The organism is Rhodopirellula sp. J20-39, from assembly GCF_057365095.1.
The window spans coordinates 210,745-224,186 of sequence record NZ_CP195123.1 but is presented as its reverse complement, the minus strand read 5'-3'; the positions used below and the strand labels follow the sequence as shown (position 1 = coordinate 224,186).

The following is a 13,442-nucleotide window of genomic DNA, read 5'->3' as shown; positions in this document are numbered from 1 at the left end:
CGAGCATGCTTCCGCGATTCGCCAATGGATGCACGGATCATTCCACTTTGATGACCACTGCTCCGTGGACCGGTTCGTTTAAAACCCAACGATCGTTTTCCCTAGTCGCTTTGACGGACTTGCCATTGATTGTGACACCGGACGTCTCCTTACCAGCGGGCAGATTGATCGTTGCGGAGATGCCGTCAGGAAGATTCAGCGTAAGGTTGAATGACTGATCGCTATTCCAATCCACTTGGATCGGTCCGTGCGGCGTGGGCACTTTACCGTTCGCAAACTTGAGGTCGCCTGGGCAGGGGCGGATCTCTGCTGTGTTCCAGCCTGGCGAAGTGGGCTGCACGCCAAGTACGAATCGCGGTAGCAAGTTTGCTGGAGCGGCTCCCCAAGCATGGTTCCAATCTTGGTTGGGTTTGTATTTCAGTTCCCAGGCTTCCCAAGTGATCGTGGTCCCGCTGTTCACCATATGCTTCCAACTGCGATCTCCATCGGCAACCATCAAATCAAGAGCCTTCTGGTCGCTACCATGACGGAACAATCCGTCCATGAAATACTGTGCTGCATAGACACTGCATCGCATGTCCTTAGTCTCCAGCCATGACAGCACGCTGTCGATTTTATCTTCGGGAATTAGACCGAACGCGAGCGGGAAAAAGTTCGCGTGGATGCTACTGTGTTTGGTGTCGATCCCGTCTCGGTAGATGCCTGCCTTGGGATCGAATAGTGTCTCTTGGAAGGTGGATATTGCAAGTTCGGCTCGAGCTTCAAACGCCTCGGCATCTTCTTGCTTGCCAATTGCTTGGGCCATTTCAGCCATTTGTTGCAATGCTTTGATGTGGAAAGCGTTGACGACGGTGTTGATCTCGGTGAACACGAACCCGTCGCGTTCCTTTTGAGGCCAGTCGACGATATCGTGCCGTTTGCGATCCAATTCAGCGCTACGGATCAGCCCGTCATCGCTACTGCGATGCAACAGCGTTTTGTTCTTCAACGCTTCATAGCGATGCGACAGCCACTCGGTGTCACCGGAATACATCCATTCGGCATAGGCCATGAAGATCATGTGTGGTGCCCATTCGGTTGGCCACGTTCCATTTTCCATCAAATGGTCAAACGTCCGGGCCGCCATCTTGACGTTATCGTCGGTGGTGTAGTGGCTCAGTTGGTTGAGGTAGGCATCGGCTTCGTAGGGGATGCGTTCGCGATCACCGTCCACATAAACGCCTGCAAAGGTGGTCGCCTTGATGCTGTATTTGCACAGATCCCAAATACGGTTAAGTGTTTCGTTCGAACACTTGAATGCACTCGCGTCATCGTTCCATGTGCTGGAGTAAGCGGCACGCCGGCGGATCAGGTCGTACGGAAAGTCCCCGTCAATGCCTTCGATTTCGACCCAGCGAAATGGCATCACCGATTGCCAGGAAGGTGGCGTTAAGATCGCTGGCGGATTGGCGTTCATCAGACCTGACTGCTGGACATTGCGAAGATCAACCGGTGCCGGAACGACCCAGTTGCCCAGTTGTTGGCCGATCCGCATTTGCGTCATTCCGTAGCGAACGGTACCGTTTGTGTTCCGGTCGATTCGTTCGTCTTTCAACTTTTCGCCAAAATGGGCGGTGACGGTTCCGCGGCCGGCCGGGGCGGGCATCACGATATTTCCAAAGGCAGCTTTGCCAAAGTCGAGCAACGTGAGTTTGTCGCTAACACGTTTGATCGAAACAGGTTCCTGCTCAATCATGGAGACGTGTTCTTCGGCGGGGATCAGTGGCAACTCTTTGATAAACAGATTGCGGAAGCGATACGTTTGCCCCTTTTCACCATGATGCTGGATCCCAATGAATCCGCTCGCGTCGGTAGCATCACGAAAACGAACGGTTTGGATTCCGTTTAGTTCGATGGTGATCACATCGTTCAGGCAAGTGATGGCGAAACGATTCCAGCCGTTGCGATTCAGAGCATCGCGGATTTGCGGTTTGGCAAAGGCCAGTTTGGATTCTTCAGAGTGTGGAAGGAATTGGTCTTCGGATCGCCCCTTCGTGCTTGGCCAAATCCAACCACGTCTGGATTCGTCAAAAAGTCCACCAGACCATCGTCGTTCCGACCCGTCGCATTCCGCTTGGTATCCGTAGACCTTCTTTGTTGCGTCTTCATCAACATGACATCGGAACATCACGCCAGAGTTTGCTGGGCCTTCGGGAAGATGAATATCAATGCTGACACGAAAGTTTGAGTACTTCTTTTCGGTGACCAGAAAGAATTTCTTGTCGGCAGTTAAGTGAATTTCGCCGTCAACTACTTTTGCTTTACCGTACGAATAAGGATTACGCCATCCGGAAAGATCCTTGCCGTTAAATAGCGGTTGGTACCCACGGCTCTGCATCGCCTCGAAGTTGTTATCCACCTCTGATTCAAACGAAGGCTTCAAAATAGCGACCAAGTCGGATTCCGCTGCAGAACCTCTCGCAGCAAAAAAGGTGAGCATTAGCGTAAGCACAAACGTGTTACGCACAGCAGTCCGAAACGTCATCGCGATCAATCCTAGGTGCAATTCAATGGAAGAGGTATGTCGATCTTCGTCTCGCTAGCCTTCCAAGCTGGTAGAACCCAGCGACAGAACATAACGGTCCCAGCTAAACATGGTCCTCGTATTGGCTACCTTCGGATCGATAACGAAGATTGCTGGCTTGAGTCGCTTTTAGACCTGCAGCCAACCTTAGTCGTTTAACAGGGTAGCCAAGGTAATCGACGCGGGGCGTGGAACACGCCCTAAAGTTCGCTACTTCGGCCTATTTGTCCACAGCCTCGACTTCCGCGAAGTCATCAGCAGTTACCGGCTCTACTGGATTCTCTTGGACGTACTTATCGAGAGCACTTTTTTCGATTGGCAGCGACGTCGAATTCGAATCCTCGCAACCCACAATCGCTAACAGCACAACAAACGAAGCGACAACAAACGCAGGTAATTTCATCTTCTTGATTCCGACTCTTAATGCAGACAGAGAGTTTAAAAACGAGGACACTCAAAAGTTGAGTGTCCTGGACCTAGCCAATCAGGCTAAACATGTGTGGCCAAGCCAGCGGGCCAATACCAGCCCGCTGGCGAACGTCGCGATCGATGCGACTAGAACTCTTCTTCGATCGTTTCTTTGTAAGCCCGTGAGCCCAGACTTCCCCAAAGCCCAAATGGACTTTCGGAGCCTGCAGGTAGAGCAGGACCACGCCAGCCCACATGAACGCTGCCTTGGTCGCCAGCTTCGATCGAGTCGGTCACGAACTTGACCGCACCATCACCCATCAGGATGTGAACGCCGCCTTGGTGTCGGCTACTTGCCGATGCCGTTGCATCGCTTAGCCCAAGGCTGCCACCACAGTAAGCACCGTTAGGTGGAACGGTCGTGTTCATCCCTGAAAACAGGATCCGACCGAACGCCCACTTGAAGCCTCGCTTCACTTCACCAAGCGGCCCGATGCTGTTGTTGAAGTCGGTCTCCACCAACCCCGAACCCCAGAACTGGGGACGAGCGGAATCCACATACGAGTCACAAGCGCGGTTCGTGCCAACCTCACCCACGAAAGACGTGAAGGCTCCATAGGCTGGATGCGTTCTTTTATCGCGGTCACCCAGGTCGGTAACAATCTCGCCAGCCATGATCGTGTTGGATAAGCCATCGAGGATGTCGCGGAACCGAGCCTCTTGGCGGTAAACGAAGACACCACGGCATGATTCACGTTGCCGCTCGGGTCCGTTGTTGTTCCAGTCGCCGTTGTCCTTCCTTCCACCGTGAACATAGATCGAGGAATCACCCATGCAGGCGGCGTAGTTCGTGCGAGCGAAGGCGGGCAGTCCGATTCCGGGGTCACTTGGGCAACGGAAGCCAGGCACTTCGGTCACCCAAGGATCGTAAGCACGACCAGCGTGATCGTTCAGTCGGCGCCGAGGTGTTGGGCCCATCGATTGGAAGCTGGCCTTACCGGGAACCAAACGTGGGTTGGAGATTTGTTCCCACAAAGCTTGCTGTTCGATGAACGGAGTTAACCCTACCAGCCAGCTCAGTTCCAAAGCGTTGGTAGCCGTGGGGATATCGGCATCGGTTTGAGCAAGGCCACCGGCCGATGCACTACCGACAAGCGTCGTTGTACCGCCACCCTGGGTGGGCAACTTCTTGTAAGCGGAATGGTAGTTGTGAACAGCCAAACCAAGCTGCTTGAAGTTGTTGCTGCAGCTCATCCGGCGAGCCGCCTCACGTGCCGCTTGAACGGCCGGAAGCAACAAACCGACCAGCACACCAATGATGGCAATCACAACTAGAAGTTCCACTAGTGTGAACCCTGTGTAGCCTCGCCTACTGCGAGCGGAGGCAAATTCAGAATACATAGTTTTCATCAGAACGTCTCATCGAGAATAGGTAAAAAGAGGGCGACTCACCACGCGGTACAGCCTCCTTGTGAAAGTATTCCCGCCGCTGTCGCGATCTTTTGCGCGGTATCTTTCGAAAACCAGGAAGAATTTTGCTGAATCTCGGAATTGGTTGTTTAGATCACTCGTATTTGTTGCTGTGGAGATCGAATGCTTAGATAGAGGAGCGGTTAGCTGTGGCTCTCCATGTCACCTGCTCCGCGTGCAGAATTGTGCCGCATCGCCTTCGCATGATGTCATTGCGTCGGATTCGGGTTTTGCGGGTGACTGGTCAGGATTAGCCCCGTCCACGTCGGCCCAGTCCGCATCAGCCCCGCCCCATCAGCCCCGCCCCATCAGCCCAGTCCCATCAGCCCAGTCCCATCAGCCCAGTCCCATCAGCCCAGTCCAGAAACTCCGCGAACTTGGTGCGGCTGTAAGCCCGAGGTGGTAGATCAGAAGCTGTTAAACGACAGATTTCACCCTCAAGGGAAGAATGTTGTGCGTTGTTAGCGTCTTTTTCCAAATATGACAAAAGACATGGGAATAATCGCAAATTTTGTTGAGGGCCCTGGGACTACTAATATGGCAGTCAGCATTCGTTGCCAGCTTCCTCGATTTTCATTCATTCTTGCATCTATTTATCCAGTCAAACGAAGCGGAAAAACAACGATGAGACACGACCGATGACAGAGGATGTATCCGAAGACGATTTCGTCCAACTTCTATCGATGCATTCCAGCAAAGTGATGTCATTCATCCGCATCCTGACGATGAATAACCACGATGATGCGGAAGAGATTTTTCAATTGACTTGCATGGTCTTGTGGCAGAAGTTTTCGCAATACGATCGCTCAGGCAATTTCGCCGCCTGGGCGTGTCGAATTGCCCACTTCGAGACTCTGAAGCATCGTGACTCGAAACGCCGTATCAAGTTGTTGAGTGACGAAGCTCTGGAATTGCTGGCCGAGGCGGCAATGCCTATTTGCGATCAATTGAGCGAACGAAGAACAGTGCTGTCGGGGTGCTTGAAGAAGCTACCAGCTTCCGAACACGATTTGATCCGTCAGAGGTATTTTGATGGCTTGAGCGTTAGCGAGATTGCCAGTCGAGTTAATCGCTCCACTCATGCGATCTACCGCGAACTGAGCAAGGTTCACGGTTTACTTTCACGCTGCGTTGAACGCATGCAATTTTCGGCGAGCGAAGTGCCCTCATGAATATAAAAAGCGACCGATTTGAAACGTTGCGGACTTTGATTCTGAAATCACAATGTGAATCATTGAGTGAAGCCGAGATCGTTCAGTTGAATGATGCGATTCGTTCCGAGGGAGGCGCTCGCGAGGCAGCAGCACTGATTGACCAGCTTTGCGCTTTCACTGACTCGGGGACATTGGATACAGCACCCTTGCATCGAGGGATCAGTGCCGCGCTGGAGTGCGGGAATGAACCAAAAACCGGGGTCCAGAAAAATAGCGACTCAGGTGCATTTACTCGTTTGCCAAATCGCGCGACGGAAAGTTCGTCCAGCCGAGCTGATCGATGGACGAATATCTATTGGTTAGTTGCTTTGGTGGCGAGTCATCTATTGATCGCTTCCTTGGCTTGGTCGCTCGCGAAACCTTCGCCATTGGAGCGAACTCGTATCGATCTCGCGTCGCATGGAGGTTCACCATCCAAGGACGCGTCAGAGACAAGGCGTGGCTCAAGTGCGCCGCAGTTAGTATCGATGACAGCTTGTGTCTGGCGCTCATCCAGTGAGATGGAACCCGCGGTCGGGGAATCACTTCAGTCGGGCGAGGTTCTGAACCTTGTTGAAGGTATCGCCGAGCTGAAGGTGGGCGATGACACTCCAGGGGAGGCGTTGGTACGGATCGAAGGTCCAGCCAGCTTGTTCGTACACGCAGACGGCAAAGTTGGGCTGAATTATGGAACGTTGACTGCGAAATCGCTTGGCACGGGGAGTCAGAGTTTTGCACTGAACACGCCGATTGGCGAAGTGGTCGTGGACGGACAAAGCTCTATTGGTTTGGTGTCCCATGGTCCGGTCAACGAGATTCATCTTTTTGAAGGCCGGGCGATTGTAAAACCTTCGCTAGTTGCAACCACTGCTCCTGAACTGACGTTGGAGAAGGGCGATGCGGTTCGCTACACCGCATCGCAGGACCAGGATGTTAAAATTCTAATTTTTGAAGCTTCACGAGTTCGGTTTGCTTCGGCTCGAACCTCTGGTTTTGATCCGCTAAAGTTGAAACCAGAATATGCCAACGAAATACTGAAGTCGCGTCCCAGCGTCTATTGGCGATTTGAGAATCTAAGCGATGATGAGCCCTTCCGGGTGCCCAATCTGGGTAGTGCCTCGAACATGGATGCGGTCGTGATCGGGGAACCAGGTTGGCGACAGTATGGCGACAACCGCGTGGCCGAATTAGGGCTTTCGACGACAGCGTCCGCCTTCCGTTCGGAGGGGCATTGGCCGAACGAGCCGTTAGATGAGTATGCAGTCGAACTATGGGTCAAGCCGCAAGTATTCCAGCATGGTGAGGTGTTGTGTTTGTATGATGCTGAACCGCTCCAGGATGGCCGGCATCAACATACGATGATGTTGGAGATCACTGCTCAGCATTTTTATACTCATCGGTTAAGCGATTCATTGCCCAACCGATTCCGTTTCGTGCATCGTGAGTTTGGCGCTCCTCAGCCAATCAGTGCGACAAGCTTGTTTTCGGAAAAGCAATACGATGCGCGGGTCTGGCAACACGTCGTTGCACAGAAAAAAGGTGACCAGCAAATGTTGTGGGTCGACGGCCAATTGCTTGCTGAGCATTCCAACGCGGCTCCACTGAGCAGCAACGCAAAGGTGCTGATCGGTCAGGTTTATCCGACGTCGGTTTATCGTCGCTTAGCTGGACAGGTCGATGAGGTCGCCATTTATGACCGCAGTCTTTCTATTGGTGAGATTCGCTCGCACATTCGGGCCGCGGGACGATCCATCGCTCCAAAGAAGTAGCGTCGGAAAGCGAACATCTGAATTAGCTGTAATCGTGAGCATCCGCTTGACTTAGCGATGGACTTGCCTTGAACGTGGTCAATCCCGTTAAGCGAATGAGGCACGATTGCGGGGGGCTCGAATCGGCCCGATTGTTGTTCTTGTTACGACGTTGTGCGAATCGAAACGCTGCGGGCGTGCGCCGTGAGTCCTTCTTTTTCGGCTAACCGGATCACGTCTTCGGCGATCGCTTGGGTTGCTTCAGGCGAAAACTGAGTAACGCTCCCTGAGCGGAGGAAGCTGTTCGCTGATAGACCGGCCGCCCAACGGCAGGTACCGCCGGTGGGTAGCACGTGACTGGGGCCGGCGGCGTAATCGCCCAACGCGACGGGTGTGTGGTGGCCTAAGAATGCGGCACCGCTGTTGCGGATCTTGGCCATCAAGCTTGCTGGATCGGCGGTCTCAATGTTCAAGTGCTCGGGAGCAAAAGAGTCAGTCAGCTCGCAGGCGTGCTCGGCATCGCGAACCAAGATCAATGCGCCGAAATCAGCGAGTGCGTCGCGGGTCAGTTCGCTGCGATCGAGTTGCTCAAGTTGCTGGGTCAGTTCCCGCTGCACCGATTCGATCAAGGCTTCGTCCCAAGTGATCAAGATCGCGGATCCGGGAGAGTGTTCGGCTTGAGCGAGCAGATCCGCGGCCACGAAAGCTGGAGTGGCGGTCTCGTCGGCGATCACGATGACTTCGCTGGGGCCGGCGAACGAGTCGATGTCGACGGTTCCGAAGACATGTTTTTTGGCGAGGGCGACAAACAGGTTGCCAGGGCCGACGATCTTGTCGACAGCGGGCAAAGCATCGCATCCGTAGGCCATCGCGGCCACGGCTTGAGCACCACCGCACCGGTACACTTCGGTGATTCCCAGTTCGTGGCATGTCGCCAACATGTCGGCGTTGTAAGCACCAAAGGGAGTCGGCGGCGCGACGATCGCGATTTGCTCGACACCGGCGACTTGAGCGGGAACGGCAGTCATCAAGACGGTGGATGGGTAAGCGGCCGCACCACCAGGGACACAGATGCCCACTCGCTGCATCGGCACATAACGCTGGGTCAGTTTGACGCCTGGCTTGGGCTGAATCGTGACATCTTGGTGCAAGATCGCCGTCTGGAATTCCACGATATTGTCGCGGATGCGGCGTATCGACTGAAGCAATTCGGGATCGGCCGAGGCATGAGCTTTAGCCAGACCCTCGGCGGGAACACGCAGTTCTTCGGGGGTCAGATCGGCTCGGTCGAGTGCCTTGGAATATCTCAAGAGCGCTGCGGTGCCGTCGTTTTGCACGTCGCGGCAGATGGTTTCGACCACTTCGACTGGCGTGAGTGGTTTACCAAACACCGCTTGAGTCAGCTCGCGACCGCGGGGGCTGACCAGGTCGCCTCGCGGGCTGAGTTTTTCTCGCATCTCGGCAAGAATCGCTTCGCCGCCGTTGCGGACATCAACGAATCGAACGAGCGATGGTGGCGTTTGCGAAGTCATGGCGACAATATATTTGCGAGAATAGCGACGGAAAACGAACGGATTCAGTTGGACCTCAATGGTAGCCGGGCGTTAAGCTTAAAACGCGTGGCGAAAAATCGGTAGCAGGCAATGTCGGCCGTCAATCGGCTGTCTCATCGCGGCACCCCGAATTCTGTCTTGTCACCGCCAACATTTGCTACAGCGGCCCATCGTTCGGGGTCGTTCCCCACCTGCGAGCAAAAGGGATTGTTCGATGATTGACCTTCGAAGTGACACGCTCACCCGACCGACTGCCGAGATGCGGCGGGCCATGGCGAATGCATTTGTGGGGGACGGCGTCATCGACGTGGACCCCACCGTGGAAGCGTTGGAGCAGGAAACAGCTAGGCTTCTTGGCAAGCAGGCGGCCTTGTTCATGCCCAGCGGCACGATGAGCAATCAGGTGGCGGTACGGGTGCACTGCGAACGGGGCAGCGGTTTCGTGTGCGAGGCGGATTGCCATATTTATCAGTACGAACAGGGGGCTTTCGCGGCGCTGTCCGGTTTGGTCGCCCAGACGGTTGCAGGTGATCGCGGGAGTCTGCGGCCGGAGCATCTGCAGTCGTTGATCGGCCCCGAAAACGATCACGTTTTTCGAACCCGATTACTGTGCCTGGAAAACACGCACAATCGCTGGGGCGGCCGAGTGATTCCACAAGCGGAATTGGACGCGGCGTGTGCTTGGGCCCACGAACATGGTTTACAGACTCACCTTGACGGAGCCCGTTTGTGGAATGCGTCGGTTGCGTCTGGATTGCCGCTGAGCCGGATGGTGGAGCGCTTTGATTCGGTCAGCGTTTGCTATAGCAAAGGCTTGGGGGCTCCGGTGGGTTCCGCTCTGGTAGGAAGTCATGAGTTTATCAGTGAGGCACGGCGAGCCCGGAAGTTGTTCGGTGGGGCGATGCGGCAAGCGGGGATTGTTGCCGGCGGTGCGTTGCATGCGATTCACTGTCATCGGGACCGTTTGCATTTGGACCATGAAGCGGCTCAGCAACTAGCTACGGCGGCGACCCATGACAGTCCGCTTTCGATTCGCGGGGGCAGTGTGGACACCAACATTGTCGTCCTGGATGTGGATCCCAGTTGGGGCAGGGCAGGGGACTTGCGCGAGCGGCTTTATGATTCTGGCGTGAACTGCTTTGCGATCGGTGATACCGCGATTCGTCTGGTGACTCATTTGGACATCTCACGCGAACAAGTGGAACGGGCATGTGGGATCCTTCAAGCAGTAACGAGTTCGGCGGGTAGTCCAGTTTGAGATCTTGGATCGCGTATGTTGGTATCGCAATATTTATTGTTGCGTTTGGGTTGCGTTGGCCGTCGTGCGGAGAAAGCTTTTGGCTGGATGAATTGCATACCGCTTGGGTGGTGGATGCTTCGTGGGCGGACGTTGGGCCGCGGGCAGCGATCGGGAATCAGCAACCGATCTATTTCTATTCGTTGTGGATTTGGCGACAGTTGACTCCGGAATCTTGGATCGCGTTTTACGGAGTCGAAGGGTGGTTGCGACTGACGAGTGTGCTGTTGACTTCGGTTTCCGCCGGACTGCTGAGTTGGCTGGTATATCGCGGCTCGGGAAGCATCGTCGGTGGTGCATTTGCTGGGATAGGTCTCGCCGTTGAATCCAGCGCGATTTTCTTTGGAACGGAACTTCGGCCCTATGCCGCGATCGTGCTGTTGTCGACCTGCGCGTTAGGGTTAGCGTTAATTCCGAAAGATCGTTTGCGTGGCCGTGATCGTTGGCTTCTACACGGTGTCGTGATGTTGGCGGCACTCACTCAGGTGACATCGTTGGTCACACTGGGTTGGCTCTTGGCGTGGGTGATCGCGTTGGATTGGTTCGGGAACTCCGGGACGTCCGATCGAATGCGAACGTTCTTGCATAGGCACTGGATGTTGGGGATCTGGATCGCCGGTTCGATCGTTTGGCTTGTTGACCATACCTCGCTTTGGCAGAACCGTTTTTCTTGGCAATCGTTCGCCAACGCAAACTCCTTGGTCCAGCTTTGGGAATTGTGGCCATGGATGCCTGTGATCTTGGTGCCGGGATTCTTTTGGGGTGTGTCCAGGTTGTGCCGCGGGAAGCTGGCGGTTTCCCCGGATGCTCTGAATCTGTCGATGCTGGCATTCGTGCTATCCGTTTCGGCGATTAGCTGTTTTTTTCTTTCGTATTTTGGTGACGTGCCGCTGTGGCATCGGCGGTACTTGATTGCGGGTTTGCCATTTTTGTGTGCATTGTTTGGTTATCTATTGGGCTGTGTAAGAGTCAGTCACCGACCGGTCTGGCGAGAGTTGACAATCGGGGCGATGGGACTGGTTTGTTTGTGGCTGTTAACGTCCCAGCAAGGAACATTCAAGCGATTGATGCGAGGACAGATGCAGTTGACGCACCGAAGCGAAGACTGGCGGGCGGCGACGCGGTACATTACGAAACACAAATCCGCCGGCGATCAGGTGTGGGTGGATGCGGGGCTGATCGAACAGTCGCGGTATCCGACCTTTGTCGAAGATGATTCTCGCGAGGCCTACTTTCGCTATCCGGTGAGCGGGCCGTACCGAATTGAGTCGGCGGTGGGCCTGGGACGCGAGGGGTTGTCCGCTTGGTTGAGTCGAGACGAGGCGAAGTATTTGATTCGACGTGGAACTGCATCGAGTTTGAGCCCCAGGCCAATTGGCGTTGACGTGCACTCGTTCGGCGGCGTGACAGTGTTGATCCGAAAACCGAAGTCTTGAAGCTAAAGTCTCTAAGGCTTCAGCAACGGCGATCGCCCTGAGCAATCCGGGATTGTGAGGCAGTTCTGCCGAACTGCACCTTAGGCTAACGTCGCTAGTTGGATCAGCTCGGCGGGAGCCTCGCCCTCCCGTTGGATTGCCGTGAGGAAGCAACGAACCTGTGACCGCTTGTAAGATCTGGAACCTAGGCGGTATCGCTTTTCCGCCTACGACGCTTCCACCGCTTTGCGATTTTCTCGTTCCTGCAGTAGTTGCAATGCGTGAGCTTCGCCCCACTTCTTCAGTGCCAACAACACGGGCTTGAGCGACTCGCCCTCTTCCGTCAATTCATATTCGACCCGCGGTGGCACCTCGGCGTAGACGATCCGATTGACCAACCCGCTGCCCTCCAATTCGCGAAGCTGCTTGGTCAGCATTCTCTGGGTGACACAACCAACCTTGCGTTTAAGAACGCTGAATCGGAGGCGTCCATCGACCATCAAGTAATAGAGCACGATGCCTTTCCACTTGCCGCCGATCAATTCCAGCGTTGCTTCCACGGGACAAGCCGGCAGTTCGTAGTTCGTGTGCCGGGATTTTCCATTAGTATCCATTTTGTGCCTATAGGCTTAAAAAGTGCGTTCTTGCCAGGTTGGCATCTACCTCTATTATCACACCGTACTGACAAACAAACAGTCAGGCGACCGCGAAAACAACGAAATATCTCTTTCGCGTCTGATCCAATCTCGATTCAAAGGAAACCACTCATGAAAGCCATGCTGATCAAGAACTACGGTGAGAACGCCCCCTTCGAGGCTTCCGAGGTCGATCAACCCGAAGTCAAACCGGGGCACGTCCTGGTCAAGATTGCCGCCTCGAGCGTCAACACGGTCGACACGATGATTCGCAAGATGGGAAAGGACCTGCCTCTCTCACCTGATGCACCCGCTCTCCTTGGAATGGACTTTGCCGGCACTGTCGAAGCCGTTGGCGAAGGTGTGCAGAACTACTCCGTCGGCGACGAAGTCTATGGGTGCGCTGGCGGACTGGCGGATTTACCGGGCACGTTGGCCGAGTACATCGTTGCCGATGCCGACTTGATCGCGCACAAGGCAAAGAACCTGTCGATGAAGGAAGCCGCCGCCTTGCCACTCGTCGCGATCACCGCCTACGAAGGTCTGGTTCGCGCAGGCATCCAAGCCGGCCAGAAAGTCCTCGTGCATGGTGGATCAGGCGGCGTAGGACACGTCGCGTTGCAATTGGCAAAACACTTCGGAGCCGACGTCTATTCCACTGGCGGCGGTGACAAACAACTTGCTCTGATCGAAAAGTTAGGTGCGACAGGCATCAACTACAAAACCGAATCGGTCGAGCAATACGTTGCCAAGCACACCGATGGGGCGGGATTCGATGTGGTGTTTGATTCCGTCGGCGGAGCCAACCTGACCAACTCATTCGAAGCCGCTGCACTCAACGGGCAAGTCGCGACCACCGTTTCGATGTGCGAGTTGGATCTCACACCAGCTCACTTCAAAGGATTGTCGCTGCATGTCGTCTTCATGCTGATTCCCATGTTGCACAATCACAAACGATCCGAGCATGGCGACATTCTTCGCAAGCTGACCGAGATCGCTGAATCGGGTGCCCTCACGCCCATCCTTGATGAAACCAACTTCTCTTTGGAAGAAGCTGGCGAAGCCTACGCACGACTTGAAAGCGGCAAAGCCATGGGCAAAGTCGTCATCGAGAACTGATGCGTCATGTTGACTGACGTCAGCCGGATGGATCATCGCGA

Annotated in this window: 10 protein-coding genes; 5 read left to right on the top strand and 5 right to left on the bottom strand. The window is 54.7% G+C overall.

Annotated features, from left to right (window positions below):
* Window positions 1–37 precede the first annotated feature (37 nt).
* From ACR3ZL_RS00745 to ACR3ZL_RS00735, 3 genes are all read right to left on the bottom strand, one after another.
* A complete protein-coding gene (locus ACR3ZL_RS00745) occupies window positions 38–2,479 on the bottom strand; it encodes a family 78 glycoside hydrolase catalytic domain (protein ID WP_473653441.1) in 2,442 nt (813 codons plus the stop codon).
* Window positions 2,480–2,783: 304 nt separating this feature from the next.
* Window positions 2,784–2,966, bottom strand: coding sequence for a hypothetical protein (locus tag ACR3ZL_RS00740; protein WP_473648850.1), 183 nt, complete (start codon window positions 2,964–2,966; stop codon window positions 2,784–2,786).
* A 152-nt stretch (window positions 2,967–3,118) separates the two neighbouring features.
* Complete coding sequence (locus ACR3ZL_RS00735; protein ID WP_473649792.1) at window positions 3,119–4,381, bottom strand: DUF1559 family PulG-like putative transporter; 1,263 nt, start codon at window positions 4,379–4,381, stop codon at window positions 3,119–3,121.
* A gap of 698 nt (window positions 4,382–5,079) precedes the next feature.
* Between ACR3ZL_RS00735 and ACR3ZL_RS00730 the strand changes: the two genes are divergently transcribed.
* Both ACR3ZL_RS00730 and ACR3ZL_RS00725 read left to right on the top strand, forming a co-directional pair.
* Window positions 5,080–5,613 (top strand): sigma-70 family RNA polymerase sigma factor, encoded by a 534-nt coding sequence (locus ACR3ZL_RS00730; RefSeq protein WP_473649793.1) that lies wholly within the window; start codon window positions 5,080–5,082, stop codon window positions 5,611–5,613.
* Window positions 5,610–7,403, top strand: coding sequence for a LamG domain-containing protein (locus tag ACR3ZL_RS00725; protein ID WP_486173139.1), 1,794 nt, complete (start codon window positions 5,610–5,612; stop codon window positions 7,401–7,403). The genes ACR3ZL_RS00730 and ACR3ZL_RS00725 overlap by 4 nt, the downstream gene beginning before the upstream one ends.
* A 143-nt stretch (window positions 7,404–7,546) precedes the next feature.
* Here ACR3ZL_RS00725 and hisD read toward each other — a convergent pair whose 3' ends face one another.
* Window positions 7,547–8,914 (bottom strand): histidinol dehydrogenase, encoded by a 1,368-nt coding sequence (hisD, locus tag ACR3ZL_RS00720; RefSeq protein ID WP_486173138.1) that lies wholly within the window; start codon window positions 8,912–8,914, stop codon window positions 7,547–7,549.
* 235 nt (window positions 8,915–9,149) lie between these two features.
* Between hisD and ACR3ZL_RS00715 the strand changes: the two genes are divergently transcribed.
* Both ACR3ZL_RS00715 and ACR3ZL_RS00710 read left to right on the top strand, forming a co-directional pair.
* Window positions 9,150–10,193, top strand: coding sequence for a GntG family PLP-dependent aldolase (locus ACR3ZL_RS00715; protein ID WP_486173137.1), 1,044 nt, complete (start codon window positions 9,150–9,152; stop codon window positions 10,191–10,193).
* The gene (locus ACR3ZL_RS00710; RefSeq protein ID WP_473649797.1) at window positions 10,190–11,668 is read left to right on the top strand and encodes a hypothetical protein; all 1,479 of its coding nucleotides are present in this window, start codon (window positions 10,190–10,192) and stop codon (window positions 11,666–11,668) included. The genes ACR3ZL_RS00715 and ACR3ZL_RS00710 overlap by 4 nt, the downstream gene beginning before the upstream one ends.
* A gap of 206 nt (window positions 11,669–11,874) precedes the next feature.
* On the opposite strand, the gene ACR3ZL_RS00705 is transcribed toward ACR3ZL_RS00710, so the two are convergent.
* Window positions 11,875–12,261, bottom strand: a complete 387-nt coding sequence (locus tag ACR3ZL_RS00705) for a winged helix-turn-helix transcriptional regulator (protein WP_473649798.1) — start codon at window positions 12,259–12,261, stop codon at window positions 11,875–11,877.
* 153 nt (window positions 12,262–12,414) lie between these two features.
* On the opposite strand from ACR3ZL_RS00705, the gene ACR3ZL_RS00700 reads away from it, so the two are divergent.
* A complete protein-coding gene (locus ACR3ZL_RS00700; RefSeq protein WP_461505916.1) occupies window positions 12,415–13,401 on the top strand; it encodes a zinc-dependent alcohol dehydrogenase family protein in 987 nt (328 codons plus the stop codon).
* The last annotated feature ends 41 nt before the right edge of the window (window positions 13,402–13,442 follow it).

Bases quoted from the DNA above. Each gene is read 5' to 3' on its own strand.
- ACR3ZL_RS00715 (WP_486173137.1), top strand. From the start codon at position 9,150: ATGATTGACCTTCGAAGTGACACGCTCACCCGACCGACTGCCGAGATG.
- ACR3ZL_RS00705 (WP_473649798.1), bottom strand. From the start codon at position 12,261: ATGGATACTAATGGAAAATCCCGGCACACGAACTACGAACTGCCGGCT.
- ACR3ZL_RS00745 (WP_473653441.1), bottom strand. From the start codon at position 2,479: ATGCTCACCTTTTTTGCTGCGAGAGGTTCTGCAGCGGAATCCGACTTG.
- ACR3ZL_RS00700 (WP_461505916.1), top strand. From the start codon at position 12,415: ATGAAAGCCATGCTGATCAAGAACTACGGTGAGAACGCCCCCTTCGAG.
- ACR3ZL_RS00740 (WP_473648850.1), bottom strand. From the start codon at position 2,966: ATGAAATTACCTGCGTTTGTTGTCGCTTCGTTTGTTGTGCTGTTAGCG.
- hisD (WP_486173138.1), bottom strand. From the start codon at position 8,914: ATGACTTCGCAAACGCCACCATCGCTCGTTCGATTCGTTGATGTCCGC.
- ACR3ZL_RS00735 (WP_473649792.1), bottom strand. From the start codon at position 4,381: ATGAAAACTATGTATTCTGAATTTGCCTCCGCTCGCAGTAGGCGAGGC.
- ACR3ZL_RS00725 (WP_486173139.1), top strand. From the start codon at position 5,610: ATGAATATAAAAAGCGACCGATTTGAAACGTTGCGGACTTTGATTCTG.
- ACR3ZL_RS00730 (WP_473649793.1), top strand. From the start codon at position 5,080: ATGACAGAGGATGTATCCGAAGACGATTTCGTCCAACTTCTATCGATG.